The sequence below is a fragment of the Kitasatospora sp. NBC_00070 genome, assembly GCF_045041205.1.
Classification (GTDB): Bacteria; Actinomycetota; Actinomycetes; order Streptomycetales; family Streptomycetaceae; genus Kitasatospora.
This window is the reverse complement of record NZ_CP108247.1, coordinates 6,952,908-6,979,175: the sequence shown is the minus strand read 5'-3', so window position 1 is coordinate 6,979,175 and position 26,268 is coordinate 6,952,908. Positions and strand designations below refer to the sequence as shown.

Below are 26,268 nucleotides of genomic sequence, written 5' to 3'. Positions count from 1 at the left end.
GGCTACACCAGCCGGTGGTCCGGGTCGTGCATCTCGCCGACCAGCTCCTCCAGGACGTCCTCCAGCGCGACCAGGCCCAGCGGCTTGCCGTCCTGGTCCACCACGGCCGCCAGGTGCGAGGCGGCCCGCCGCATCGCCCCCAGCGCGTCGTCCAGCGGAAGGTTGCCGCGCAGCACCGTCACCGGACGCCAGAGCCTGGCCGGCATCGGGGCGTCCCGGTCCTCGACGTCCAGCACGTCCTTGACGTGCAGGTAGCCCAGCACCACGCCCTCCCCGTCAACCACCGGGAACCGGGAGAACCCGGTCCGCACCGCGAGCTCCTCGATCTCGGCGGCGGTCACCTTGCTGCCGACCGTGACCAGCTGGTCGGCGGGCAGCAGCACGTCGGTGATCGGGCGGCCGCCCAGCTCCAACGCGTCCTCCAGCCGCTCCTGGCGGCCCTGGTCGAGCAGACCGGCCTCCTTGGAGTCGGTCAGCAGGTAGAGCAGCTGCTCGGTGGTGAAGACCGACTCGACCTCGTCCTTGGGCTCCACCTTGACCAGCCGGAGCAGGCTGTTGGCGAAGGCGTTCAGGAACCGGATCACCGGGCTCAGCCAGCGGGCCAGCCGGTCCAGCGGCGGGCCGAGCCAGAGCGCGGCCTTCTCGGGACCGGCCAGCGCGATGTTCTTCGGGACCATCTCGCCGACCACCATGTGCAGGAAGACCACCAGGGCCAGCGCCAGCACGTAGCCGATCGGGTGGACCAGCTGGTCCGGCACGCCGAGGGCCTCGAACGGGCCCTCCAGCAGGTGCGCGATGGTCGGTTCGGCCAGCGCGCCGAGCAGCAGCGAGCAGACCGTGATGCCGAGCTGGGCGGCCGCCAGCATCGCGGAGACGTTGGAGAGCGCATGCAGCACCGTGCGGGCCCGCTTGTTGCCGGCCTCCGCGAGCGGCTCGATCTGGCTGCGCCGGACCGAGATCACCGCGAACTCGGCGCCGACGAAGAAGCCGTTGCCGAGCAGCAGCAGCAGCGAGGCGGCCAGTTGGAGCGCGGTCATCGGTCCTCGTCCTCGGTGTGGGTGTGCCGGTCGACCCGCTCGACCAGCACCCGGCTGGTCCGGTGGCGTTCGACACCGAGCACGGTGAACCGCCAGCCCGGAAGTGACGCCTGCTCACCCGGTGCGGGCAGCTTGCCGAGCAGATCGGAGAGCAGGCCGCCGAGCGTCTCGTACGGCCCGTCCGGCGTGTGCAGGCCGATCGCCTCCAGCTGGTCGGTCCTGGCCCGACCGTCGGCCTCCCAGACCGGCAGGCCGTCCTTCGGCGGCAGCTGCCGCAGTTCGGGGACGTCGGCCTGGTCGTGCTCGTCCTGCACCTCGCCGACGATCTCCTCGACGATGTCCTCGATGGTCACCACCCCGGCCGTGCCGCCGTACTCGTCCACCACGATCGCCATCGGCTGTTCGCGGCGGAGCTGGTCCAGCAGCAGTTCGGCGGGCAGCGTCTCGGGCACCAGCAGCGCGGCGGTGGCGAGTTGGGCCACCCTGGTGTGCGAGCGGCGCTCGGCCGGCACCGCCAGGGCGTCCTTGAGGGTGACCGTGCCGGTGACCTCGTCCAGGTTGTCGGCGTAGACCGGGAACCGGGAGAAGCCGGTGGCCCTGGTCAGGTTGAGCACGTCCGAGGCGGTGGCGTCCCGCTGCAGCGCGGTCACGTCGACCCGGGGGGTCATCACGCTCTCGGCGGTCAGGTCGGCCAGGCTGAGGGTCTTCACGAAGAGGGTCGCGGACTGTTCGTCTATCGCGCCCTCCTTCGCGGAGTGCCGGGCCAGCGAGACCAGTTCGGCCGGGGTGCGGGCGTGGCCGAGCTCCTCCTGCGGCTCGATGCCGAAGGCCCGGACCATCCGGTCGGCCGAGCCGTTCAGGAAGCTGATCAGCGGACGGCAGGCGGCCGAGAACAGCCGCTGCGGGCCGACCACCGCGTAGGCGACCTGGATCGGGTGCGAGATCGCCCAGTTCTTCGGCACCAGCTCGCCGACCACCATCTGGAACACGGTGGCCAGCAGCATGCCGACGGCGACCGACACGCCGTGCGCGGCCGCGACCGGCACCCCGACGGCGGTGAAGACCGGACTGAGCAGCACGGAGAGGGCCGGCGAGGCCAGCATGCCGACCACCAGGGAGGTGACGGTGATGCCGAGCTGGGCGCCGGAGAGCTGGAAGGAGAGCTGGCGGAGCGCCTTCAGGACGCTCTCGGCCTTGCGGTCGCCGGTGGCGACGGCACGTTCGACGGCTCCGCGGTCCACCGTGACGAGGGCGAACTCCGCGGCCACGAAGAGGCCGTTGGCGAGGATGAGCAGCACGGCCGCGAGCAGCAGCAGCCAGGCGGTGATCACAGTGCCGCCTGCCTTCCGATGACCGGATGCGAGGCGGCGCGGGTACTACCGGACGGATCGTCCATCGAGGTGGGGAGTCACTCCTCTGGTCGTGGGTGAGTGGGATGGGGCTTTGCCCCGGCTTTACCAGCGTAAACGATATCCGTACGAGGATAAGGAAAGTGTTCGGGCCCCCGGTTCCGCGCCACGCCGTTCAGTTCTGCGCCACACTGTGGTCCTCGACCAGGTCGCGCAGCGCCCGGGCGGCCCGGACGGCCTGCTCCCGTCCGCCCGCCGGCTGGATGCCGACGGCGGCCAGCGAGGTGCCGTCCGCGAGGTCGAGCATCACCCAGGGGTCGCCCTGCCGGAAGTTCACCCGGACGATCTGCGGCCAGCTCAGCCGGTGCCGCCGGACGAAGTTGACCACCGTGACGCCCTCGGCGTCGGCGCTCACCCGGGGGCGGGCCAGCAGCAGGCCGACCGCCGAGAACAGCAACCCGCTGACGAAGATCGCCACCCGGTCGTTGACCTGCCAGTTCGACGGCAGCGCGAACGCCAGCACGGTGAACAGCACCAGCAGCAGGCCGCAGATCCCGGCCAGCACGGCACGGTTGCGGCGCGGTGCCCAGGTGACGGGCAGTTCGACAGGGTGGGACACGGTGGCTCTCCGAACGGCGGGGTCTCAGGAACGCGAAAGCGGGGCGGAGCCGGCGGTACCGGCCCCGCCCCGATGACCCGTCAGAGCCGGCAGGCGTGGATGTTGGTGACCAGGATGGCGCGGGCGCCGATGCTCCAGAGGTCGTCCATGATCCGCTGGGCCTCCTTGCGGAGCACCATCGAGCGGACCGCGACCCAGCCCTCGGTGTGCAGCGGCGAGACGGTCGGCGACTCCAGGCCGGGCGTCAGGGCGACCGCCGCGGAGACGTGCTCGGCGCGGATGTCGTAGTCCATCAGCACGTACCTGCGGGCCACCAGCACGCCCTGCAGCCGGCGCAGGAACTGCTCGACCCCGGCGTCCTCGCCGGCGCCCTTGGGCCGGATCACCACCGCGTCCGAGACCAGGATCGGCTCGCCGAAGATCTCCAGGCCCGCGTTCCGCAGGCTGGTGCCGGTCTCCACCACGTCGGCGATCACGTCGGCCACGCCGAGCTGCACCGCGGTCTCCACCGCGCCGTCCAGCTTGGTGACGGTGGCCTTCACGCCCTGCTCGGCCAGGTGCTGCTCGACCAGACCGGTGTAGGAGGTGGCGATCCGCAGCCCCTCCAGGCCCGCGACGTCCCCGACCTCGAAGCCGACCGGCCGGGCGAACCGGAAGGTCGAGCCGCCGAAGCCGAGCGCGAGCACCTCCTCGGCGTTGGACGCCGAGTCGAGCAGCAGGTCGCGGCCGGTGATCCCGATGTCGAGCCGGCCGGAGCCGACGTACACCGCGATGTCGCGCGGGCGCAGGAAGAAGAACTCGACCTGGTTCTCCGGGTCGACCAGCACCAGTTCCTTGGGGTCCTTGCGCTGCCGGTACCCGGCCTCATGGAGCATCTCCGCCGCGGGACCCGAGAGCGAACCCTTGTTGGGGACGGCGATGCGCAGCATGAGAGGTGAATCCTTCGCTGTGGTGGTGAACAGGGTGAGCGGGAGGGTGGTGTTCAGAGGTACTTGTAGACGTCGTCGAGCGTCAGCCCGCGAGCGACCATCATCACCTGGAGGTGGTAGAGGAGCTGGGAGATCTCCTCGGCCGTCTCCTCCTCCGACTGGTACTCGGCGGCCATCCAGACCTCGGCGGCCTCCTCGACGACCTTCTTGCCGATGGCATGCACGCCCTGCTGGACGAGCTGCGCGGTACGGGAGGACGAGGGGTCGCCGGTGGCGGCCTTCTGCTGGAGCTCGGTGAACAGCTCCTCGAATGTCTTCGAAGCCATGATGGGCTCACCTTACGGCTTGCAGGCATCACGACGGTAAACGGTCCCGGACCGTGGACAGTCCTTTGGACACCACGATCCGGGACCGGATGCCCCCTAGCGCCAGGGCTCGGAGACCGAGCGGAGCGCGGCGGCGGTGGCCACGGCAGCGGTGACCGCCTCGTGGCCCTTGTCCTCGGCCGAGCCGGGCAGGCCCGCGCGGTCCAGCGCCTGCTGCTCGTTGTCGCAGGTCAGCACGCCGAAGCCGACCGGGACCCCGGTGTCCACGCTGACCTGGGTGAGGCCGAGGGTGGCGCCCTGGCAGACGTAGTCGAAGTGCGGGGTGCCACCGCGGATCACCACGCCGAGTGCCACCACCGCGTCGTAGCCCCGGTCCGCGAGCTGCTTGGCGGCCACCGGCAGCTCGAAGGTGCCGGGCACCCGGACGATGGTGGGCTCCTCGATCCCGAGCTCCTTGAGTGCGCGGTGCGCGCCGTCCAGCAGGCCGTCCATCACCTGCTGGTGCCACTGCGCGGCGATCACCGCGACCCGCAGGTCGGCGCAGTTCTTCAGGGTCAGCTCGGGGGCTCCGTGGCCGCTCACGTCGTTCTTCCTGTCTGTCGAAAAGGTGCGTACGGAAAGGGTGTCAGGAGTTCTGGTCGAGCCACGGGAGCTCGTGGCCCATCCGGTCGCGCTTGGTGCGCAGGTAGACCGCGTTGTGCTCGCCGGGCTCGATCTCGACCGGGCGACGGTCCGTCACCTTGATGCCGTGCTCGGTCAGCGCCGCGATCTTGTCCGGGTTGTTGGTGAGCAGCGTGAGGGTGTGCACCCCGAGGTCGGTGAGCATGTGGGCGCCGATGCTGTAGTCCCGGGCGTCGGCGGGCAGGCCGAGCTCCAGGTTGGCGTCCACGGTGTCCCGGCCCTGCTCCTGGAGCTCGTACGCGCGCAGCTTGTGGGTCAGGCCGATGCCCCGGCCCTCGTGGCCGCGCAGGTAGAGCACCACGCCCCGGCCGGCCGCGGCGACCTGGGCCAGCGCGGTCTGCAGCTGCGGGCCGCAGTCGCAGCGCTGCGAGCCGAACACGTCGCCGGTCAGGCACTCGGAGTGCAGCCGGACCAGCACGTCCGCACCGGACGGCAGCTTGCCGTCCGCGCCGAGGCCGCCCGCGACCAGCGCGAGGTGCTCCACCCCGTCCAGCGTGCCCCGGTACCCGACGGCGGTGAACTCGCCGTGCACGGTGGGGAGTCGGGTGACGGCGGCGCGGGTCACGTGCAGCTCGGTGCGGCGCCGGTAGGCGATCAGGTCCTCGATCGAGATGATCGCCAGCCGGTGCTCGCGGGCGAACGCGACCAGCTCGGGCAGCCGGGCCATCGAGCCGTCGTCGTTGACCACCTCGGCGATCGCGCCGGCCGCGGGCAGCCCGGCCAGCCGGGCCAGGTCGACGGCGGCCTCGGTGTGGCCGGGGCGGACCAGCACGCCGCCCTCCACCGCGCGGAGCGGGAAGACGTGGCCGGGGCGGGTCAGGTCGCCCGGCTCGGTGGCCGCGGTGGCCAGCAGCTTGACCGTGCGGGCCCGGTCGGCGGCCGAGATGCCGGTGTCCACGCCGTCCTTGGCGTCCACCGAGACGGCGTAGGCGGTGCCCTTGCGGTCCTCGTTGACGGCGGTCATCGGGGGCAGCTTGAGCCGGTCCAGCTCCTCGCCGGTCATCGGCACGCAGATCACGCCGGAGGTGTAACGGATGGTGAAGGCCATCAGCTCCGGGGTGGCGGCCGAGGCGGCGAAGATGATGTCGCCCTCGTTCTCGCGGTCCTCGTCGTCCACCACGATGACCGGGCGGCCGAGCGCGATGTCGGCGATCGCCCGCTCGACCGGGTCGAGCGCGAAGGCGTCGTCGATCAGCTGACGGATGTCGGATTCGGGCTGGATGGTCATGCCGAAACTCCCTGCAGGACGGCCGCCTTGGCGGGACGAGGGGTGCGGGTGCGCAGCCACCAGGCGCGCAGGCCGAGCAGCACCAGCACGAAGTAGATGGCGTAGGTGAGACCGGAGAAGGTGTAGCCGCCGGCGAAGGCGAGCGGGACGCCGACCAGGTCGACGGCGATCCAGGCGAACCAGAACTCGACCCAGCCCCTGGCCTGGGCCACCATCGCCGCCAGCGTGCCGACGAAGATGTAGGCGTCGGCCCACGGGCTCCAGGAGAGCGAGGGGTAGGCCAGGAAGATCCCGGCCACCGCGACGGTGGCCAGCGCGGTGCCGCCGATCAGCGCGGCCCGCTCCCGGGCGGTGGCGAACCGGACCTCGATCTCACCGGTGGAGCGCCGGCCGCGCTGCCACTGGGTCCAGCCCCAGACGGCGGCGACGATCACGATGCCCTGCTTGCCGATCAGCCCGGTCAGGTGGGCCGACAGGTAGGCGCCGATCAGCACCACGGCGGACAGCAGCTGGACCGGCCAGCTCCACGTCGAGCGGCGCCAGCCGAGCGCGAGCGCGGCCAGGCCGAGCAGGTTGCCCACCATGTCGGTCCACTTGACCGCCTGGCCGAATATCGAGAACGCGGTCTCGTTGAGCCAGTTCACGAGAGGTCCTTGCCGAGGGTGTCGGGCAGGGTGCGGGTGTCGAGCAGCCGCTCGACGTACTTGGCCAGCACGTCCACCTCGAGGTTGACCGGGTCGCCGATCGTCTTGGTGCCGAGGGTGGTGAGGGCCAGCGTGGCCGGGATGAGGCTGACGCTGAAGCTGTCGATCGCGGCGTCGACCACCGTGAGGCTGACGCCGTCCACCGTGATCGAGCCCTTCTCCACCAGGTACCGGGTGATGGACTGCGGGAGCGAGAAGCGCAGCACCTCCCAGCGCGGCAGGCCGTCCGCGTCCAGGTCGCCGGGCTCGCGGGAGAGCAGCTTCCCGGTGGCGTCCACATGGCCCTGGACCAGGTGGCCGCCGAGCCGGGCGCCGAGCGCCATCGCCCGCTCCAGGTTGACCCGGGAGCCGGGGGCGAGCACGCCCAGGCTGGACCTGTGCAGCGTCTCGGCCATCACGTCGGCGCTGAACTCGCCGGTGGCGGAGGCCAGTTGGTCAGGGGTGTCGACGACGGTCAGGCAGACGCCGTTGACCGCGATGGAGTCGCCGTGGCCGGCGTCGGAACAGACCACGGGGCCACGCAGGCGGATCCGCGACGAGTCGCCGATCTCCTCGATGGAGACGACCTCGCCGAGCTCTTCGATGATGCCGGTGAACACCCGGGTTCTCCTCGCGCTGAGAGCGCGGACTCCGGGGCGGCATGGGAGCTGACACGACGAACGGCGACCAGACGGATGCCCAGGAGGAGCCCTCACGAAAGAGAGCTCTCGCCCGACTCACGGCTCTTCGGGGAGAGCCGTGGCACCGCTGAGAAACCACTCGCCCGCGCACGCCTCCCATCCGGACTTTAACCGTCGGTCCAGGAATTTCACCTGGTCAACCGCCCGCTGGCTGCGGACGGGTCGCGGACTGTAACCGCCGGTTCGGATTTTCACCGACCCCGGAGTGCGCTGAACGTCACTACTACTACTGCCGTCATTCTGCCACGGCACGCAAGGGGGCCGGGAGGGGTGCTCGCTGTGTCCTGGTTCACTCCGTCAGGTCGTCGCTGCCGGGAATACCGCCGGGGTGGCCGGCAGACCCGGCACCGGCAGCCGGGTGGCGTGCAACTGACCGCCGTGGCGGGAGAACTGACCGTCCGCCGTCGGCTTCCGGGCGGTGGTGACGTACAGGGTGCGCAGGTCCGGGCCGCCGAACGCGCAGCTGGTCGGGTGCGAGACGCCCACCGGCAGCACGGTGTCCAGCGTGCCGTCGGGGGTGTAGCGGTGGAGTACACCGCTGCCCCAGCGGGCCACCCAGACCGCGCCCTCGGCGTCCACCGTCAGCCCGTCCGGCAGCTCGGTGACCGCGAACCGGCGCCGGCCACGGATGCTGCCGTCGGCCGGGTCGAAGTCGAACACGTCGATCCGGCCGGTCGGGGTGTCGGCCCAGTACATCAGCCGGCCGTCCGGGCTCCAGCCCAGGCCGTTGGAGATCGAGGCGCCGGCCACCTGCTCGCTGACGCGCTCGCCGTCGATCCTGAACAGGCCCGCCCGGCGGGTGACTTCACCCCTGGCCATGGTCCCGACCCAGATCCGGCCGGCCGGGTCGGTCTTGGCGTCGTTGCACCGGTCGGCCGCACCGAGCGGCACCGGGACGGCGTGGCCGTCCTGCTCCACCCGGTCCTGCCGGACGGTCGCCCAGCCGGTGGTGGTGGGCAGTACGGCGGTCACCGGCGCGGTCAGCTGCTGCGAACTGCCGTCGGAGTCGTGCACCAACCCACCGGGGATGTCCACCCAGCGCAGGCTCTCGGTCCGGACGTCCCAGACCGGCCCCTCGCCCAGCTCGCTGACCCGGTCGTCGATCGGCTTCATCGGCTTTCGGCCCTTTCTTTGCCGGGAAACTATCAGCGCCACCCTGCGCTCTCAAGGTCGGCGGCCGGTCACCGCGGCCGCACCGGCCGGCCGGGCGCCGCTCCCGCCGACCCTGCTCCGGTGGGGGGAATGAGGCCGGGCTTTCACTCCTTCAGGTGGGGGGTCAACCACGCTCCGGGCGCACCACCCGAATGCGCCCTACCGGGGCCCGGCCGCCCGGTGCATCATGAACACTCCAACCGCACAAGGCGGTTGGCGATCGGTTGGGGGGCACCATGGGTGACGGGAAGCACGAGAAGCCACCGGCCGACCCGGGTGAGGGCACACCGCCGCCCGGTAATTCGGACGGTCAGGTACCGCTGCCGCCGCCCGGTGACGGCAAGCACAAGAAGTAGGGTCGGGAACTCGTGGTTTCGGTCGTTCCTGGCGAGGCGCAGGCTTCGCTCGACGCACAGATGGAGCGGGCCGGCGCCTGGCCCGAGCGGTCGCCCTGGCTGCGGGCGGCGGTGGCTGCCGTACCGCGCGAGGGATTCGCCCCGACGGTGCTGTACCGGTGGGACGGACGGGCGTACCGGCCGGTGGACGGGACGGCGGACCGCCGGGGCTGGGCCGAACTGGTCTACGGCGACCCGAACGCGGCGGCGGTGACCCAGGTGACCGCCGGGCTGCCGAGCTCCAGCCTGTCCTGCCAGGCGGTGGTGGTCGACATGCTGGACTCCGCCCTGCTGGCACCGGGCCACCGGGTGCTGGAGCTGGGCACCGGCACCGGCTGGAACGCCGCCCTGACCACCGAACGGGTCGGCCCTGGGCGGGTGGTCAGCATCGAGTGGGACGACGCCATCGCGGCGGCCGCCCGAAGACGGCTGACGGCGGCTCAGGTGGAGGTCCGGGTCGGTGACGGCACCGCGGGCGCGCCGGACGCCGCCCCCTTCGACCGGGTGATCGCCACCTACGCGGTGGACCGGGTGCCCTGGGCCTGGGTCGCCCAGTGCCGCCCCGGCGGCCGGATCGTCACCCCCTGGGGACGGCTGGGCCACGTCGCGCTGACGGTCGCGGCGGACCACCGATCCGCCACCGGCTGGATGCAGGGCCTGGCCAAGTTCATGGCCTCCCGGGCCGAACCGGCGCACACCGAACGCGACTTCGAGGAGATCCGGGCCGGCGGGCGGTCGGCGGCCGAGCCCGAACCGCTCCGGCAGGTCGAACCGCTGCGCACCGACTGGCACCTGCTGTTCGCCCTCCGGGTGGCCCTCCCCGACGTCCGGATCGGCACCGCCCCCGACGGCGTCACGGTGCGGCTGCACGACAACCGCGACTCCTGGGCCACCGTCACCCCCGACGGGACGCTGAGCCAGGGCGGGCCACGCCGGCTCGGCCGGGAACTGACGGCCGCCCGGACCGCCTGGGAGCAGCACGGGAGACCCGGCGTCTACGACTACGGCATGACCGTCACCCCGGACACCCAGTACGTCTGGGCGACCGACCCCGAGACCGGCCCGCGCTGGCCGTCGTCCTAGGGCCTGCCCTTCAGGCCGGCGGGATCTTCGGCTAGCGTGCCGGTACGTGACCACACCAACCGCCTTCGAGGCGCTGCGGACCGACGCCCTGACCGACCCCGACCGGCTGCGCGAGCTGTACGAGCAGCCGGGCGAGCACGCCCGGCGCAAGCAGGTGGACCACCTGCACGAGGCAGCCCGGCGCCTGATCGGCTGCTCCTCACTGGTCCTGCTGGCCAGCACCGGGCCGGACGGGAGCTGCGACGTCACCCCGCGCGGCGGGCCGCCCGGCTTCGTCTCGGTGCTCGACGACCACACCCTGGCCATCCCCGACGCCACCGGCAACAAGCGGCTGGACAGCCTGCACAACATCATCGCCACCGGGCGGGCCGGCCTGCTCTTCGTGATCCCCGGCCGGGACAGCACCCTGCGGGTCAACGGCCGGGCCTGCGTCTCCGCCGACCCGCAGCTGCTCGCCCAGCTCACCGCCGTCGGCAAACCGCCGCGCAGCGCGGTGATCGTCGGCGTCGAGGAGGTCTACGGCCACTGCCCGAAGGCGTTCCTGCGCGGCGCGGCCTGGAAGCCCGAGCAGTGGCTCGCCCCGGACGCGGCCCCCAGCTCGGCCGAGGTGACCCTCTCCCACCTGCGCGACCCCTCGCTGACCATCGAGATGATCGAGCAGAACGAGCGCGAGGCGCTGCTGTACCGCTACGAGTGAGCGGCCCCGGCCCAGGGGTCAGACCGAGGCGTGCTCCTGCTCCTCCTCGAACAGCCGGGCGGCGATCGACTCGACCGCCCGGTCCAGGCTGGCCCGGTCGGCCGGGTCGGTGACGTCCCAGTCGTCCAGGTGGTGGCCGAGCCAGCGTCGCCAGGCCTCGGAGAGCCGGTCCACCTCGGCCTGGCCGGCCGGGGTGAGGTCGAACCGGCCGTCCGCCGTGGTGGCGTGGCCGCTCTGCACCACCCGGTCGAAGGCCGGCTCCAGCACCTCCCCCGGCAGGTGGTGGGCGACGGCGATGGACGCCACGTCCGCACCGCCCGCGAACCGGCCGCGCCAGTAGATCTGGCCGAGCGCCCAGGCCGAGGCGGGCGGCAGGCCGCTGCCGGAGTCGGCCAGGATCTGCCGGCCCACCCCCGGCCGGCCCTTGGCCTTGCGCAGCAGGTTCGCCAGCGCCCGCTCCAGCTGCTTGTCCGCGTCGGCGGTGTCCGGGGCGCCGAAGCCCTCACCGAGGTCGGAGGCGGCCGCCCGGGCACTGTCCCGCAGCGGCACCTCCTTGAGGAACCAGGCCACCAGGAAGCCGACCACGGCCACCGGGACCACCCACTGGAACACGTAGTTGACGGTGTCGGCGTACGCGGTGATGAACGGCGCGGCCTGATCGGGCGTCAGCGCGTCGAGCCCGGCCGGGCTGGCCGCCGCGCCGGGCGGCACGCTCGGCTGCTCGGCCGCCGCCTTGGCCAGACTGGGCGTCAGCTGGTTGCTGAACAGGGTGCCGAACACGGCGGTGCCGAACGAGCTGCCGAGCGTCCGGAAGAAGGTCACGCCCGAGGTGGCGGTGCCCAGTTCGTGGTACGGCACGGTGTTCTGCACCGCGATGGTGAGCACCTGCATGGCCAGCCCGATGCCCAGGCCGAACACGAACATGTACAGCGACTCCAGCCAGACACCGGTGTCCGGGCCCATGGTGGACATCAGCCAGAGCCCGACCGCCATCACGCCGGTGCCCAGGATCGGGAAGATCCGGTACCGGCCGGTGCGGCTGACCACGATGCCGGACAGCATCGAGGTGCCGAGCAGCCCGACCACCATCGGCAGCGTCCGCACCCCGGACATGGTGGCCGACACCCCGTCCACGAACTGCAGGTAGGTGGGCAGGTAGGTCATCGCGCCGAGCATCGCGAAGCCGACGATGAAGCTGAGGATCGAGCAGACCGTGAAGACCGAGTTCCGGAACAGGTGCATCGGGAGCATCGGCTCCTTGGCCCGGAGCTCCACCACCACGAAGCCCACCAGCAGCAGCACCGAGCCGACGAACAGCCCGATGATCACCGGCGAGCCCCAGGCGTACTCGTTGCCGCCCCACTCCAGGCCGAGCACCAGCCCGGAGGCACCGAGCGCCACCAGCACGATGCCGGCGTAGTCGATCACCGGCCGGACGGCGGCCTTGACGGCGGGGATGGTCGAGGCCGCCATCGCCACCATCACGATCGCGATCGGCACGTTGACGTAGAAGCACCAGCGCCAGGACGCGTGGTCGGTGAACAGCCCGCCCAGGGTCGGGCCGACCACCGTGGTGACGCCGAAGACCGCGCCGAGCGCGCCCTGGTACTTGCCCCGCTCGCGGAGCGGGATGACGTCCGCGATCAGGGCCATCGCGGTGACCATCAGCCCGCCGCCGCCGATGCCCTGCACCGCGCGGCCGATGATCAGCAGCATCATCCCGTTCGCGGCGCCGGAGACGACCGAGCCGACGATGAAGATCACCGCGCTCAGCTGGAAGACGATCTTCCGGCCGAACAGGTCGCCGAACTTGCCGACCAGCACGGTGGCCACCGTCTCGGCCAGCAGGTAGGCCGTCACCACCCAGGCCATGTGCCCGCCGCCGCCCAGGTCGGCCACGATGGTCGGCAGCGCGGTGGAGACGATCGTCTGGTCCAGCGCGGCCATCAGCATGCCGAGCACGATGGTGGCGAAGACCACGTTGGTCTGACGGCGGCTCAGGGTGGGCGGCGCCTTGGATGTGTCGGCTACTGCGGTCGCGGACAAGCTCCCGGGCCTCCCGAGTCGGCGTACAGGTACCCCCACCCTTGGCCGGACCGGAACCTGACGCCACCGCAGGCGGCAGGACGGGTGACGGCGACCGTCAGGACTGCGCCTGCTCCGCCATCGCCGCCTGGTCCATCCAGACGTACTCCCACTGGTGGCCGTCCAGGTCCTGGAAGCTGCGGCTGTACATGAAGCCCAGGTCCATCGGGTCGTTGACGGCCCCGGCGCCGGCCGCGATCGCCTTGTCGACCAGCTCGTCCACCTCGGCCCGGCTGTCCGCGCTGAGCGCCGTGATCACCTCGGTGCTGGCGGTCGCGTCGGCGATCGGCTTCTTGGTGAAGTCGGCGAACCGGGCTTCGGTGAGCAGCATCGCGAAGATGGTGTCGCTGATCACCATGCAGGAGGCGGTCTCGTCGGTGAACTGCGGGTTGAACGAGTACCCGACCGCCTCGAAGAACTCGATCGACTTGTCGAGGTTCTTGACCGGGAGGTTGACGAAGATCATCTTTGCCATGGGAGCAGGGCTCTCTTCCGTACGGTGCCGCCAGTCGCCCAGCCGGTCGGCCGAGCAGTTCCGAGCCTGGCACCGGGCACTGACAGCCGACCACCGCTACTGCTGCGATCAGGCGTCCCCGGTCGGCCCGAGCCGCTGGTCGAGGGCGGTCTGCAGCCAGTGGTGGGTGGCGCCCATGGTCGGCTCCGGTGCGCGGGACACCTCGGCGGTCAGCTTCCAGTAACGGACCATCACCGGGTCGGCGCCCTGCGCCAGTCCGGCGCTGAGCTCCCGGCGGAAGGCGGGGGTGTCGCGCAGCCCGCGCGAGTCGGCGTGGGCTGCGACGAAGCAGTCCAGCGCCTCGTCCCCCGGCGGCCGGAACGCCAGCAGGTCCGTCCGGGCCAGCGCGTACGCCTCGCCGAGCCCCTGGTAGAACACCGCCGGGCGGTAGCCCTCCTCGGCCAGCGGCGCCGGGCGGCAGTCGTTCCGGCAGAACTCGTCGGCGAGCGCGTGCAGCCGGGCGAAGGCCAGCACCTGGTCCGGGGTCGGATCGGCCGGCGGCTGCGGGACCGCCTCGTCGAGGATCGAGGAGACCAGCCCGGCCGGCAGCCGCAGCGGCAGCAGCCGGCGCCAGAACCTGGCCAGCACCTCGGTGTTCGGCGAGGTGCCGATCGCACCGATCAGCCGCAGCCGGTCGGCCCGCTCCTCGCCGGCGCAGTCCCGGAGCAGCTGGAGCGCGGCCTCCCGCCAGCGCAGCGCGGTCAGCTGCGAGCCGAGCTCGCGGAGCTGCCCGGCGATCACGTCCTCCAGCACCTCCTCCCGCTCCAGCACCCGGGTCACCTCGGCGACCGGCAGGTCCAGGGTGCGCAGCGAGCGGATCAGCCCGAGCCGGTCCAGCGCCTCCGGCCCGTACCTGCGGTGGCCGCCGCTGCTGCGCGCGGCCTCGGGCAGCAGCCCCTGGTCCGAGTAGTAGCGAACGGTCTTGACCGTGGCCCCCGCGCGCTCGGCGAGTTCTCCGATGCTCCACATGCCCCCAGGATGTCATCCCTTGAATCTCCCTCAGGGGGAGCTCCTACCGTGCGGAGCAGCGCAGCCGACCCGGGGCGCGGACCGAACGGTACGAGGAGACAGTCATGACGGCGTTCATTCTGGTGGCGGAGAGCTTCACCGGCGGCCTGGTGTGGCAGGACGTGACGGAGCATCTGACGGCGGCGGGCGCCGAGGTCCGTGCCGAACGGCCGGCACGGCTTCGAAGTCCTGGACCACACCCCGGAGTCGGTCCTGGCGGTGGAGCGGGCGATGGCGTCCGTGCTGGCGCACCTGCGGGCCTAGGGCCGGGCCCGGCACCGGTTCCGGCGGACCACGGCCCACACCGTCTTGCCCCGGCCCGGGTGCCCGGCGACACCGAAGTCGGCGGCCAGCGAGCGGACCAGCAGCAGGCCCCGGCCGCCCTCGTCCCGGACCGTCGGCAGACCGGGCAGCGGGAGGTCGGGCCGGGTGTCCGTGACCTCGATCCGGCAGGCGTCCCCGGTCTCCAGCAGCCGGATCCGCACCTCCCCACCGGGGTCGCCGGCGTGCCGGACGGCGTTGGTCACCAACTCCGAGCAGATCAGCAGCAGATCGTCCAGACGGTCGGCCGGCCAACCCCGTTCGGCCAGGACGGCGCGGACCTGACGGCGGGCCGGGCCGACCGAGGCCGGCGCGGCCGCCCAGACCGTCTCCCACTCGCGGAGCTGTCGCCCCGCCTGCGTGCTGGCCATCATGTGTCTCGCTCCGGGGGCTCGGGATCGACGGCGGGTCTCGCGCGTGCTCCGCTCAGGGTTCCGTCCCGGGACCGGCCCGGCCAGGACGCCGAGCGGCCATCCAGCGGCCATCGGACGGCCGGTCGGGTCACCTGCGAGGTGGACTTTTCCGGCGGAACCGGGCGGCGCGCCCGGTGATCCCCCTAGCGTGGGCGCGGTAACGAACCGTCAGGGGGTCATGCATGAGCGCGCCCGGCAACGAACACCTCTACGCCGCCCGGGTGTCCAAGGGCTGGTTCTCCCAGGAACGGGCGGCCGAGGGCATCAGCTGCGCCGGCCGCACCGAGCTGCGGGACACCACCTTCACGGTCAGCGTCCGGACGTACCGGCGCTGGGAGACCCCGGCGCCGCCCTGGCCCCGGCCCGACTACGCCACCGCCCTGCGGGCCGCCTTCGACCGGGGCCCGGAGTACCTGGGATTCCGCCCGCCGGGCGGCCGCTGCGCCGGGCCGAGTGGACCGGCGGCCGCCGAACCGGCCATGATCCCGCCTGTGAACCGTCGCGAAGCACTCGCCACCGGCGCCGCCGCCCTCGGGCTGCCCTGGCTCGCCCCGGGCGACTCCGGTCGCCGCCGACTCCGGGTCGGCCACGAGGAGATCGAGGGTCTGCGGGCCACCGCACTGGACCTGGACGCGATCGACCAGCGGTTCGGCGGCGACCGGCTGTGGCGCTCGGCGCGCTCGCACCTGTCCTGGGTGCACCACCTGATCGACCAGGGCAGCTACCCGGACGAGGTCGGCCTGGAGCTCCAGGGCCTGGCCGGTGAACTGACCACCTCGCTCGGCTGGTTCTGCTACGACGCGGACCAGCAGGCCGAGGCCAGGGTGTACTTCTCCGAGGCCCTCAACACCGCCATGCTGGCGGGCAACGACGTGCTGGCCACCCGGACGCTGTCCAACATGGCCCGGCAGAGCGTCGACCTGGGCAAGCCCAGGGAGGCGGTCCGGTTCGCCCGGGTCGCCCAGGGCCACGCCGCCCGCTGGCAGGCACCGCCCCGGGTGTCCGCCCTGCTCGCGGTCCGGGCGGCCCAGGGCTACGCCCGGATGGGCAACGAACTGGCCTGCTCGACGGCGGTCAAGCGGGCCTGGCAGCTGTTCGCCCAGGGCACCGGCGACCGCGACCCGGACTGGGTGGCCTTCCTCAACGAGGCCGAGCTGACCTGCCTGGAGGGCATGTGCCGGCTGGACCTCGGCCAGTTCAAGCGCTCGGTCCGGCTGCTGGAGCGCTCCGCCGAGCTCCAGGACATCGAGCACTCCAGGAACCGGGGGATGTGCCTGGCCCGGCTGTCCTACGCGGCCCTGCGCGACCGCGACCTGGACCGTACGGTGGCCGCCGCCCAGGAGTCGCTGCGGCTGATCCAGGGCGGGATGACCTCCACCAGGAACCGCCGCCAGCTGGAGCTGGTCCGGGACGGCCTCGGACCGCACCACCTGATCCCCGAAGTCCGGCACACCGCCGAGCAGTTGACCGCGCACACGGCCTGACCGGCCCGCAGACCCGTCCGACCCCGAGGAGAGACTCCCGTGACCGACCTCGAGCTGACCCGCTACCCGGGCCCGGCGGCGAAGGAGGTGTTCGACGACCTGGTGGCGCTCTACCGGGTGGTCTACGACGTCCCGCCGTACGCCGGGGACCCGTTCTTCTCGGTCGACTCGTTCGCCGAACGCCTGCACGGCGCCCTGGAGATGACGGGTTTCGAGACCGTCACCGCCCGCCGGTCCGGCGAGCTGCTGGGCCTGGTGCACGGGGCCACCCTGCCCGCCGACCGGGCCTGGTGGCGCAGCCTCGGCGAGGCCAGGCCGCCCGCCGCCCGGGCCGCCGCCGAGGCCGGCCGGGTGTTCTGGCTCCGGGAGCTGATGGTGCTGCCCGAGCACACCGGGCACGGGGTCGGCCGACGGCTGCACGACGAGATGGTGGCCGGCCGGGACGAGACCTGGACGGTGCTGACCTGCATCTTCGACAACGAGCCCGCCCGCAGCGCCTACCCGAGGTGGGGGTACCGGGTGATCGGCGGGCGAATCAGGCACGCCCCCGAGTCCCCCGAGTACGACGCGATGCTGCTGCCCCCGACGCCGGCGGCCGAGACGGGCCGGGGTCCTGGGCGGACCGCGGCCGGTCCGGTATAGCTGGAGGCTGCCCGGCGGAGCCGACCCGCCGGAGTCGAGGAGAGGTCGCCGCCATGCCGCTGCTGGAGCCGGACCCGGAGACCCTGCGGCCCGCCACCCTGGCGGCGCCCGCCCACGACCGGGTCGAGGCGGCCCGGTCCACCGGCACCCCGGCCGGGCTGCGCGACGGGCTGACCGCGCTGCTCGGCCCGGGCAAGGTGCTGAGCAAGGTCTCCGACCTGGTGCGGTACGCCTCGGACGCCAGCCCGTACCGGTTCGTGCCGCAGGTGGTGGTGGTCGCCGAGTCGGTGGCGGACGTGTCGGCGGTGTTCGGCTACGCCCACCGGCACGGACGGCACGTGGTCCTCCGGGCAGCGGGCACCAGCCTGAACGGGCAGGCGCAGGGCGAGGACATCCTGCTGGACGTCCGGCGGCACTGGGCCGGGATCGCGGTGGAGGGCGAGCGGGCCCGGATCCGCCCCGGCACCACGGTGGCCCGGGCCAACGCCACACTGGCCCGGCACGGCCGGGTGCTCGGCCCCGACCCGGCCAGTGCGATCGCCTGCACGCTGGGCGGGGTGGTGGCGAACAACTCCTCCGGGATGACCGCCGGGACCACCCGCAACTCCTACCGCACGCTCGCCTCGCTCACCGTGGTGCTGCCCTCGGGTACCGTGCTGGACACCGCCGCCCCGGACGCCGACGCCCTGCTGACGGAGCGTGAACCCGTGCTCTGCGCCGGTCTGTCCGCCCTCAAGGCGGAGATCGAGGCCGACCCCGCGCTGGTGCGGCGGATCCGGGCCAAGTACGAGATCAAGAACACCAACGGCTACCGGCTGGACGCCTTCCTGGACGCCGCGACCCCGGCCGCGATCCTGCGCGGGCTGATGGTCGGCTCGGAGGGGACCTTCGGGTTCATCACCGAGACGGTCTTCGACACCCTCCCGCTGCACCGGCTGGTCTCCGCCGCGCTGCTGTTCTTCCCCTCGCTGCGCGCGGCGGCCGCCGCCGTCCCGGCGTTCAACGAAGCCGGCGCGCTGGCCGTGGAGTTGATGGACGGCAACACCCTGCGGGCCTCGGCGGCGGTGCCGGGCGTACCGGCCGACTGGGCCGGGCTGCCGAAGGAGACCGCCGCCCTGCTGGTGGAGTTCCGCGCCCCGGACGAGGCGGCGCTGGCGGCGGCCGAGCAGCTGGCCACCGGGCTGCTCGCCGGGCTGCCGCTGATCACCCCGGCCGCCTCGGTGACCAACGCCTTCACCCGCGACCCGGCCACCGTCGGCGGCTACTGGAAGGCCAGGAAGGCGTTCGTCACCGCGATCGGCTCGGCCCGGCCGCCCGGCACCACGCTGATCACCGAGGACTTCGCCGTCCCGCCGTCCCGGCTGGCGGACGCCTGCGAGGAGCTGCTCGCGCTGCAGGCCGAGCACGGCTTCGACGCCGCGGTGGCCGGCCACGCCGCGCACGGCAACCTGCACTTCCTGCTCGCCTTCGACCCGGCCGACCAGGGCGACCTGGACCGGTACGCCGCCTTCATGACCGCGTTCTGCGAGCTGACCGTGCACCGGTTCGACGGCTCACTGAAGGCCGAGCACGCCACCGGCCGGAACATCGCACCGTTCCTGGAGCTCGAATGGGGTTCGCAGGCGACCGAGTTGATGTGGCGGCTCAAGCAACTGATCGACCCGCACGGGATCCTGGCACCCCGGGTGGTGCTGGACCGCGACCCGGCGGCCCACCTGCGCGGCCTGAAGACCATCCCCCGGGTGGAGCAGATCGCCGACCCGTGCATCGAGTGCGGCTTCTGCGAGCCGACCTGCCCGAGCGGCGACCTGACCACCACGCCGCGCCAACGGATCGTGCTGCGCCGCGAGTTGATGCGCCAGCCGGCCGACTCCCCGGTCGGGGCCGAGCTGCTGGCCGCGTACGGCTACGACGCGGTCGACACCTGCGCGGGCGACTCCACCTGCAAGCTGGCCTGTCCGGTCGGCATCGACACCGGCGCGCTGATGAAGCAGTTCCGGCACCAGCGGCACTCGCCGCGCGAGGAGCGCACCGCCGCACTGTTCGCCGAGCACTTCTCGGCGGTGGAGCGCTCCGCCCGGCTCGCCGTCGGGGCGGCCGAACGGATCGGTGACCGGCTGCGGACCGGCGACCGGCTGCTGGAGTCGGTGACCGGCGCCGCCCGCCGGGTGATCCGCCCCGACCTGGTGCCGGCCTGGCTGCCGGAGATCCCGGGCGCCGCCGAGCGCACCATGCCCGCCACCACCCGCCCCGGCGCCGCCGCCGTCTACTACCCCGCCTGCGTGAACCGGATCTTCGGCGAACCGGCCGGCCATCAGGGGCCCACCCTGCCCGAGGCGCTGGTGGCGGTCTCGGCCCGGGCCGGGAAGCCGGTCTGGATCCCGTCCGACCTGACCGGGACGTGCTGCGCCACCATCTGGCACTCCAAGGGCTACGACCGGGGCAACGCCGTGATGGCCAACCGGATCGTCGAGGCCGCCTGGGGCTGGACCGGCGGCGGCCGGCTCCCGCTGGTGGTGGACGCCTCCTCCTGCACGCTCGGCCTCGCGCACGAGGTGGTCCCGTACCTCACCGCGCCCAACCGCGAACTGCACGCCGGGCTCACGGTGCTGGACTCGGTGGTCTGGGCGGCCGGGCTGCTGCCGGATCTGACGGTGCTGCGCACGGTCGGCTCGGCCGTGCTGCACCCGACCTGCTCGATGCGCCACCTCGGCGACGAGGAGCAGCTCCGCGCGGTCGCGGCGGCCTGCGCGGACGAGGTGGTCGTCCCGGACGACGCGGGCTGCTGCGCCTTCGCGGGCGACCGGGGCATGCTGCACCGGGAGCTGACCGAGTCGGCCACCGCCAGGGAGGCCGCCGAGGTGACGGCCCGTGAGTTCTCGGCCCACCTCTCGGCGAACCGGATGTGCGAGCTCGGCCTGGAGCACGCCACCGGCCGCCCGTACCACTCGGTGCTGCTGGAGCTGGAGCGGGCGACCCGACCGTAGACCGACCGGCAGATGGTGGTCGGTCTCAGGAACGCCGCCGACGAACGGCGACGCCGACGGTCACCAGTGCGAGCGCGGCGGCGGCTCCCCACGGCGCCACGGCCGTTCCGGTGTCGGCGAGTTCGGGCCTGCCGGGCTCCCCGGACTGTTCCTGGGGTCGCTCCGGCGACTCGGCCGGGGCGGTCACGGATGCCGGAGCCGTCGCGGATGCCGACGCGTCGGTGGTCGGCGGAGCGGCCTCCGGTCGCGGCGACGACGGCGAGGTCACGGCGGTGACCTCGCGGGCCGCCCAGGTGGCGTCGGCCGTGGCGGTCAGGGTCCGGCTGGTCCGGCGGGAGTCCACGAAGCCCTGGCAGTTGTCGTCGGTGCCGCTGCTCACCATGAACGACTCGGTGCGCTCGACCGGTTGGGCCGAGCCGAGCTTCAGCAGACCCGGCCCGGCGGTGTTCCGGACCGCACACAGGGCGACGGTGGAGCTGCCGGGGGCGAGCGTCAGCAGATCGGCGGCCAGGGTAGCCCCGCCCTGGCCGGGGCAGAGCTCCAGGCCGTCCAGTCCGGTGCGCTCGACGGTCAGTGCCGGGGCGGTGCTGTCGACCGTGAACCGGACCTGCGAGCCCGGCTCGGCCTCGGCGGGAACGGGGGTGACGGTGAGCGCGGGCTCGGGAGCGAGCGTGCCGTCGACGGCCGTCCAGTCCGGGCAGACCGCGCCCGGCCGGGGGTCGGGCAGCGGGCCGCCGGGGGCGCTGTTCTCGGTCACGCACCAGATGTACTGGGCCATCAGGCTGCGGGTGGTGGAGGTCGAGTAGTCCGCCAACGGCCCCAGCACATACGCGATCCTGGCCCGCTGCAGCGCGCTCAGCGGGGTGCGGCCGCCCTGACGGCCGGAGTCGCGCAGCGGCGCCTCACCGCAGGCGGGCACACCGTAGTCCAGGCAGAAGATCCACCGGGCCGGCAACGGGGTGCCGTCGGTCACCGGCCCGACCACGCACAGCGGCGTGCCGCCGAAGGCCCCCGGGGTCGGTGGCGGGGCACCGATGCCCGGGTTGACCGCGCCCGGGTTGTTCATCACCGCCGCGATCCGGCCGTCGGCGAGCCAGGCGTCGTCGACGTCGACGCTGCGGACGGCACCGGGCCTGGTGGTGTCGGGGTCGCACGCGCTCACCGTCACCGCCCGGACCGCCGCCGTACTCCGACCGGCCATCGGACTGCCGAGGCTGAGCAGGCAGAGTCCGGTGACGGCGGCACAGCGGGCAAGACGGAACTTCACGGCGACTCCCCGGTGGAGGTGAACGGCGGGGCCCACTATCGCCGCCAAGCCGTCCGGAGCCACCCGAGAGCGCCGACCGTGGGCGTGTCGCCGGGCCGTTCCCTCCGGGCGGTCCAACCACAGAAGTCTTTAGATATGGTTAGGCTAACCTAATGACAGGAGCCAGGATGTCACCCCTTCCGATGGCCGGCACCCTCACCGCAGGTGCCATCCGCTCGGCGGCCGGCGACGACGCCCGGGCTCTGTTCGCGCTCTCCGCCCCGTTCGTCCGCTCCGGGGCGCTGCGCCTTCGCAGCCTGGCCGACTACCGTTCGGCGGCGGCCGACTTCCTGGTCTCCCCCGGGGCGGCCGGGTTGGCGGGGTGCGTCGCGCTGCGCACGCTGCCGGGCGGGGCCACCGCGCTCTACAACTTCTGCGTGCACCGGGCCGGCCAGGGCGGCGGGCTGGGCTCCGAACTGCTCGGCGCCGTGCTCCGCCGGGCCGACGGCCGTCCCGTCTACACCGCCACCACCGGCTCCGCCCGGCTGTTCCTGCACCACGGCTTCACCGAGATCCCGACCCGGCTGGCCCCGCCCGCCTGGGCCGCCGCCCTCGACCCGGCCCGCAACTCCCGGGTCTACCTCCGGACCTGAGGCTCGCTCACTCCTCCCGCTTCCGCGCCGCCCTGGCCAGCCGCTCGCGGGCACTGGCCCCGCGCCGCTCGATCGGCAGCACCCCGGTGGCGGCCGCCAGGCCGTACGGCGGCATGTCCCCGTAGATCGACTCGTACGAGCCGGGCTGCACGATGTACGTCTCGTGCCAGATCCCCACGTGCTGACGGGACGTCTGCTCGTACCGGTTGATCATCGCCCAGGCCTTGCGGTGCAGCCGCTCGGGAGCGGCTGCGTAGGCGAGCAGCTTCTCCTTCGACTCCCAGTACTGGACCACGTAGTAGGTGCGCGGCGACCCGCTGAGCAGTTGACTGCCCAGCAGCCCGCTCTCCTTGTCCCGGGAGAGCTCACGCAGCAGCACGGGCATCGAGACCGCGACGGGCAGCCAGCGGTGCACCGCCCAGAAGTGGTTGATCCGCATGCCGAGCAGGAAGAGGACGACCTCCCCCTCGGCGGCGGCAGTGGTACGGCCGGGATTTGGCTTGGCGAACACGGCACCCCCCTGGTGACCCGGGCGACGCCGTTTCAGTCGCCCATGGTTGGATAGTCTGACTATTCAACACCTGGGATGGTGGCACCGTTCAAGGGAAGGGCACAAGGGATGCGACTGGCCGATCTGAGCGAGCAGAGCCAGGTCTCGATCGCCACGATCAAGTACTACCTGCGTGAGGGCCTGCTGGCGCCCGGGCACCGGGTGAACGCCACCCAGGCCGACTACGACGACGCGCACCTGCGCCGGCTGCGGCTGGTCCGGGCGATGGTCCAGGTCGGCCGGATCCCGGTGGCCACCGTCCGCGAGGTGCTGGCCCAGGTCGACGACGAGTCGCTGAGCCGCACCATCCGGCTGGGCGCCGCGCTCTGGTCCCTCCCCCGGGCCGCCGAGCCGGAGCCGGCGGACCCGGCCGTGGTCGACGCCACCCGCGAGGTCAACCGGATGCTCACCCGGCTCGGCTGGGCCGACGCCGCCGATCTCGGCCCGCTCTCCCCCGTCTACCGCGAGCTGATCGCCTCGGTGGCCTCGCTCCACCGGGCCGGCTTCCCGCTCGACGCGGACGACCTCGTCCCGTACGCGGAGCAGATGGAACGAACCGCCGTCCACGACCTCGACCGGATGGAGCGGCTGCACACCGCCGTCGAACAGATCGAGTCCGCCATCGCCTCGGCGGTCCTGTTCGAACCGGTCCTGCTCAACCTCCGCCGCCTGGCCCAGGAACAGGAGGCCACCCGCCGCTTCGGCCTCTGACCCGGGCCCGTCGACACCCCGCCGGACCGGTGCCAGGCTGGTGGCGTGTTCCGCCACTCCGAACTCCTCCGGCGCCTCGCCGACCGCGACGGCGTCACGATCGCCCGGGCCGACCGCACCGACGCCCCGGAGGGCTGGCTGGTCCGCCTGGCCGCCGCACCCGGCCGGACCACCGCCGCCCGGCCCTTCCGCGCTCCCGGCGACGAACCACCCCGGGTCGGCGACGTCCTGGAACAGTGGCTGAGCATCGCGGCCGGCCACCACCCGCTGCTGGCCGTTCCCGCGCCGGCCCGCGCCCTGCTCGCCGCCGACCTCGACCGCCTGCTCGGCCCCCTCCTTCCGGAGTACCTGTCGGCGGCGGGCGTCCGCTGAGCCACCACCCCGGGCACGACACTAGGGTTGGGTCCTGACGGCGTATCCGGCGCGGACAAGGCGGCCCCATGCTCGACGGACTGGCGGAGTACTGCGCCGAGGCACTGCGCGAACACGACTGCCCCTCGGTCTCCGTGGCGGTGGCCGAGCGGGGCGAGGTCGTGCTCGCCGAGGCGTACGGACTGGCGGACGTCGCTGCCGGGGTTCCCGCGACGCCCGGCACCGCGTACGCGCTGGCCTCGGTCACCAAGGCGGTCACCGCCGTCGCCGTCTGCCTGGCCGCCGACGGCGGGCTGCTGGACCTCGACGGACCCGTGCCCGACGGTCGCCGCCCGGCCGCACCGACGGTGCGTCAGCTGCTCCAGCACCGGGGCGGCTTCGGGGCGCACTACGACTTCCACTACGGCGACGGCGAACCCCCGATCGACGCCGAGCCGTACGCCGTGCCGTTCCGCGAGCCCGGCGGGGCCTTCGAGTACGCCAACCTCGGCTACCGGGCGCTCGGGCAGCTGCTGGAGACCGTCACCGGCCGATCGCTCGCGGAGTTCGTCCGGGAGCGGGTGAGCGGGCCGCTCGGGCTGACCGACTGGCACCTCGGACCGTCGTATCCCGGGCCCGCCCCGGTCGCGGTGAAGTACACCGTCGACGGCCGGGCCTATCCCGCGCGCTGCGCCACCAACCACCCCGGCGCGACCGAGGGTTGGGCGACCGCCACCGACCTGGTGCGGTTCGCCCAGGGCTACCCGGGCCTGCTGAAGCCGGAGACGGCGGCGGCCGTGCGGGCGGCCCTGCCGCTCAACACCCGCCTGGGGTACGGCCTCGGCTGGGTGGTGTCGAACGGCGACGGTCCGGTGGTGCAGAGCCACGGCGGCGGCATGGGCGGCGTGGCGGCGATGCTCGCCACCGTCCCCGGGCAGCGGCTCTCGGTGGCGGTGCTGACCAACTCCACCGCCAAGGCGGCCCGCGACGCGGTCGTCCAGCACATCCTGACCGCCCTGGTCCCAGAGTTCACCGGTGACCTGATCGCCCCGGTGATCGACGACCCCGCCCGCCCGACGGCCCTCCCGCCGGGCCGCTGGACCGGCACCGTCAGCACGCCCGAGGGTCAACTCCCGCTGACCCTGGAGCTCCTGGCCGACCACACGGCGGAACTCCGCCTGAGCAGCGGCGAACGGGCCACCGCCCCGGTCACGGCGACCCGGGCGTACGACCTGCGGGCCACCTTCCCGCTCCAGCTCCCGACCGCCGACGCCCGGCTCGCCGGACCGGAACTCGGCCTCGAACTCCGCCTCGACCAGGGCCGGTTGACCGGCGCCGCCCGCACCTTCAAGAACGGCGACGCCACCGGCCTGCTGGGCAGCTTCCTCAGCCACCCCTGCACCCTGAACCCTGCCTAGACCTGTAGCGCGAGCGCGCCCAGCTCCGCGTCCGGCACCACCAGCGTCCCGCCGGGGTCGGCGGTGAACGAGTGGAGCAGGGCGTGTCGGACCCGGCCGTCCAGCACCCGGGCGCTGCCGACACCCGCCCGGACGGCCCGCAGGCAGCCCTCCATCTTCGGCAGCATCCCGCTCGTCAACACCGGCAGCAGAGCATCGAGTTCACTTGCCGTCAGACGGTCGATCAGAGAACCGGAGTCCGGCCAGTCGGCATACAGACCCTCGACATCGGTCAGCACCAGCAACCGGGCCGCCCCCAACTCGATCGCCAGCGCCGCAGCCGCCGTGTCCGCGTTCACGTTGTACACCTGACCGTCCACACCCCGCGCGATCGAGGAGATCACCGGAATCCGCCCGTCCGCGATCAACGCCCGCACCACACCCGCCTCGACACCGACCACATCACCCACCAGACCGATGTCCACCCGACGACCCTCCACCACCGCATACCGCTTCACCGCCGTCATGGTGCGCGCATCCTCACCCGTCATCCCCACCGCGAACGGACCGAAAGCATTGACCAGACCCACCAGCTCACGCTGCACCTGACCCGCCAGCACCATCCGCACCACATCCATCACCTCCGGCGTGGTCACCCGCAGACCCGCCGCGAACGACGACTCCAACCCCAACCGGCCCAACTGGGCACTGATCTGCGGACCACCACCATGCACCACCACCGGACACACACCAGCCCGCCGCAACTCGACCACATCAGCCGCGAAAGCCGCCTTCAACCCACCGTCCACCATGGCGTTCCCACCGAACTTCACCACCACGATGCTGCCGCGAAACCGCTCCAGCAAGCCAGCGCGACCGCTCAAAGCTCCCCCAATGTCGACCTGGACCGACCGGCTCACCGTCGGCTCCATCCAACGGGTTGCGAGCGGCCCGAGGATGTCCGCCAGAAGAACATCGGCGGTCGCCCCCGGGCCGGGCCCGGGCTCCGCGACGACGGTCGAGAGC

Annotated in this window: 26 protein-coding genes and 1 riboswitch; of the genes, 9 read left to right on the top strand and 17 right to left on the bottom strand. The window is 72.9% G+C overall.

Going from position 1 to position 26,268, the window contains the following annotated elements; translation table 11 throughout:
* Positions 1 to 2: 2 nt before the first annotated feature.
* From OHV05_RS31565 to OHV05_RS31520, 10 genes are all read right to left on the bottom strand, one after another.
* Entirely contained in the window at positions 3 to 1,037 is a 1,035-nt protein-coding gene (locus OHV05_RS31565; RefSeq protein ID WP_403030875.1) for a hemolysin family protein, read from the bottom strand.
* Positions 1,034 to 2,368, bottom strand: coding sequence for a hemolysin family protein (locus OHV05_RS31560; protein ID WP_405020720.1), 1,335 nt, complete (start codon positions 2,366 to 2,368; stop codon positions 1,034 to 1,036). Before OHV05_RS31560 ends, OHV05_RS31565 begins: the two co-directional genes overlap by 4 nt.
* Before the next feature lie 193 nt (positions 2,369 to 2,561).
* Positions 2,562 to 3,005, bottom strand: a complete 444-nt coding sequence (locus tag OHV05_RS31555; RefSeq protein ID WP_405020719.1) for a PH domain-containing protein — start codon at positions 3,003 to 3,005, stop codon at positions 2,562 to 2,564.
* An 80-nt stretch (positions 3,006 to 3,085) separates the two neighbouring features.
* Entirely contained in the window at positions 3,086 to 3,934 is an 849-nt protein-coding gene (gene hisG, locus OHV05_RS31550) for an ATP phosphoribosyltransferase (protein WP_057238185.1), read from the bottom strand.
* 53 nt (positions 3,935 to 3,987) lie between these two features.
* On the bottom strand, positions 3,988 to 4,260 hold the full coding sequence (locus OHV05_RS31545) for a phosphoribosyl-ATP diphosphatase (protein ID WP_057238187.1): 273 nt from the start codon (positions 4,258 to 4,260) through the stop codon (positions 3,988 to 3,990).
* A gap of 96 nt (positions 4,261 to 4,356) precedes the next feature.
* Positions 4,357 to 4,842, bottom strand: coding sequence for a 6,7-dimethyl-8-ribityllumazine synthase (gene ribH / locus OHV05_RS31540; RefSeq protein WP_057238189.1), 486 nt, complete (start codon positions 4,840 to 4,842; stop codon positions 4,357 to 4,359).
* Between the two features lie 43 nt (positions 4,843 to 4,885).
* Entirely contained in the window at positions 4,886 to 6,169 is a 1,284-nt protein-coding gene (locus tag OHV05_RS31535; RefSeq protein WP_405020718.1) for a bifunctional 3,4-dihydroxy-2-butanone-4-phosphate synthase/GTP cyclohydrolase II, read from the bottom strand.
* The gene (locus OHV05_RS31530; protein ID WP_405020717.1) at positions 6,166 to 6,813 is read right to left on the bottom strand and encodes a nicotinamide riboside transporter PnuC; all 648 of its coding nucleotides are present in this window, start codon (positions 6,811 to 6,813) and stop codon (positions 6,166 to 6,168) included. Before OHV05_RS31530 ends, OHV05_RS31535 begins: the two co-directional genes overlap by 4 nt.
* Positions 6,810 to 7,472, bottom strand: coding sequence for a riboflavin synthase (locus OHV05_RS31525; protein WP_405020716.1), 663 nt, complete (start codon positions 7,470 to 7,472; stop codon positions 6,810 to 6,812). The genes OHV05_RS31530 and OHV05_RS31525 overlap by 4 nt, the downstream gene beginning before the upstream one ends.
* Positions 7,473 to 7,637: 165 nt before the next feature.
* Positions 7,638 to 7,765: riboswitch (FMN riboswitch) on the bottom strand.
* 85 nt (positions 7,766 to 7,850) lie between these two features.
* On the bottom strand, positions 7,851 to 8,666 hold the full coding sequence (locus tag OHV05_RS31520; protein ID WP_405020715.1) for an SMP-30/gluconolactonase/LRE family protein: 816 nt from the start codon (positions 8,664 to 8,666) through the stop codon (positions 7,851 to 7,853).
* A gap of 407 nt (positions 8,667 to 9,073) precedes the next feature.
* Between OHV05_RS31520 and OHV05_RS31515 the strand changes: the two genes are divergently transcribed.
* Positions 9,074 to 10,183: a methyltransferase domain-containing protein gene (locus OHV05_RS31515; RefSeq protein ID WP_405020714.1), complete on the top strand. Its 1,110-nt coding sequence runs from the start codon at positions 9,074 to 9,076 to the stop codon at positions 10,181 to 10,183.
* A gap of 46 nt (positions 10,184 to 10,229) precedes the next feature.
* Complete coding sequence (locus tag OHV05_RS31510) at positions 10,230 to 10,880, top strand: MSMEG_1061 family FMN-dependent PPOX-type flavoprotein (RefSeq protein WP_405020713.1); 651 nt, start codon at positions 10,230 to 10,232, stop codon at positions 10,878 to 10,880.
* An 18-nt stretch (positions 10,881 to 10,898) separates the two neighbouring features.
* Here OHV05_RS31510 and OHV05_RS31505 read toward each other — a convergent pair whose 3' ends face one another.
* From OHV05_RS31505 to OHV05_RS31490, 4 genes are all read right to left on the bottom strand, one after another.
* Positions 10,899 to 12,926 (bottom strand): MDR family MFS transporter, encoded by a 2,028-nt coding sequence (locus tag OHV05_RS31505; protein WP_405020712.1) that lies wholly within the window; start codon positions 12,924 to 12,926, stop codon positions 10,899 to 10,901.
* A 97-nt stretch (positions 12,927 to 13,023) separates the two neighbouring features.
* Positions 13,024 to 13,440: a VOC family protein gene (locus tag OHV05_RS31500; RefSeq protein ID WP_405020711.1), complete on the bottom strand. Its 417-nt coding sequence runs from the start codon at positions 13,438 to 13,440 to the stop codon at positions 13,024 to 13,026.
* 108 nt (positions 13,441 to 13,548) lie between these two features.
* Positions 13,549 to 14,448: a MerR family transcriptional regulator gene (locus OHV05_RS31495; protein WP_405020710.1), complete on the bottom strand. Its 900-nt coding sequence runs from the start codon at positions 14,446 to 14,448 to the stop codon at positions 13,549 to 13,551.
* A gap of 299 nt (positions 14,449 to 14,747) precedes the next feature.
* The gene (locus OHV05_RS31490; RefSeq protein WP_405020709.1) at positions 14,748 to 15,182 is read right to left on the bottom strand and encodes an ATP-binding protein; all 435 of its coding nucleotides are present in this window, start codon (positions 15,180 to 15,182) and stop codon (positions 14,748 to 14,750) included.
* Between the two features lie 221 nt (positions 15,183 to 15,403).
* Between OHV05_RS31490 and OHV05_RS31485 the strand changes: the two genes are divergently transcribed.
* The 3 genes from OHV05_RS31485 to OHV05_RS31475 are packed head-to-tail and all read left to right on the top strand — an operon-like array spanning position 15,404 to position 20,334.
* The gene (locus OHV05_RS31485; protein ID WP_405020708.1) at positions 15,404 to 16,705 is read left to right on the top strand and encodes a hypothetical protein; all 1,302 of its coding nucleotides are present in this window, start codon (positions 15,404 to 15,406) and stop codon (positions 16,703 to 16,705) included.
* Positions 16,706 to 16,744: 39 nt separating this feature from the next.
* On the top strand, positions 16,745 to 17,347 hold the full coding sequence (locus OHV05_RS31480; RefSeq protein ID WP_405020707.1) for a GNAT family N-acetyltransferase: 603 nt from the start codon (positions 16,745 to 16,747) through the stop codon (positions 17,345 to 17,347).
* Between the two features lie 53 nt (positions 17,348 to 17,400).
* A complete protein-coding gene (locus OHV05_RS31475; protein WP_405020706.1) occupies positions 17,401 to 20,334 on the top strand; it encodes an FAD-binding and (Fe-S)-binding domain-containing protein in 2,934 nt (977 codons plus the stop codon).
* A 25-nt stretch (positions 20,335 to 20,359) separates the two neighbouring features.
* Here the strand turns inward: OHV05_RS31475 and OHV05_RS31470 are convergent, their stop codons facing one another.
* A complete protein-coding gene (locus tag OHV05_RS31470) occupies positions 20,360 to 21,601 on the bottom strand; it encodes a hypothetical protein (RefSeq protein ID WP_405020705.1) in 1,242 nt (413 codons plus the stop codon).
* A 167-nt stretch (positions 21,602 to 21,768) separates the two neighbouring features.
* On the opposite strand from OHV05_RS31470, the gene OHV05_RS31465 reads away from it, so the two are divergent.
* Positions 21,769 to 22,233, top strand: a complete 465-nt coding sequence (locus tag OHV05_RS31465) for a GNAT family N-acetyltransferase (protein WP_405020704.1) — start codon at positions 21,769 to 21,771, stop codon at positions 22,231 to 22,233.
* A 7-nt stretch (positions 22,234 to 22,240) separates the two neighbouring features.
* Here OHV05_RS31465 and OHV05_RS31460 read toward each other — a convergent pair whose 3' ends face one another.
* Positions 22,241 to 22,744 (bottom strand): DUF4188 domain-containing protein, encoded by a 504-nt coding sequence (locus tag OHV05_RS31460; protein WP_405020703.1) that lies wholly within the window; start codon positions 22,742 to 22,744, stop codon positions 22,241 to 22,243.
* Between the two features lie 108 nt (positions 22,745 to 22,852).
* Between OHV05_RS31460 and OHV05_RS31455 the strand changes: the two genes are divergently transcribed.
* From OHV05_RS31455 to OHV05_RS31445, 3 genes are all read left to right on the top strand, one after another.
* Positions 22,853 to 23,494: a MerR family transcriptional regulator gene (locus OHV05_RS31455; RefSeq protein ID WP_405020702.1), complete on the top strand. Its 642-nt coding sequence runs from the start codon at positions 22,853 to 22,855 to the stop codon at positions 23,492 to 23,494.
* Between the two features lie 45 nt (positions 23,495 to 23,539).
* Positions 23,540 to 23,866, top strand: a complete 327-nt coding sequence (locus tag OHV05_RS31450; RefSeq protein ID WP_405020701.1) for a hypothetical protein — start codon at positions 23,540 to 23,542, stop codon at positions 23,864 to 23,866.
* 68 nt (positions 23,867 to 23,934) lie between these two features.
* On the top strand, positions 23,935 to 25,263 hold the full coding sequence (locus OHV05_RS31445) for a serine hydrolase domain-containing protein (protein WP_405020700.1): 1,329 nt from the start codon (positions 23,935 to 23,937) through the stop codon (positions 25,261 to 25,263).
* On the opposite strand, the gene argB is transcribed toward OHV05_RS31445, so the two are convergent.
* Positions 25,260 to 26,108 (bottom strand): acetylglutamate kinase, encoded by an 849-nt coding sequence (gene argB / locus OHV05_RS31440; protein ID WP_405020699.1) that lies wholly within the window; start codon positions 26,106 to 26,108, stop codon positions 25,260 to 25,262. The genes OHV05_RS31445 and argB overlap by 4 nt on opposite strands.
* Positions 26,109 to 26,268: the final 160 nt, after the last annotated feature.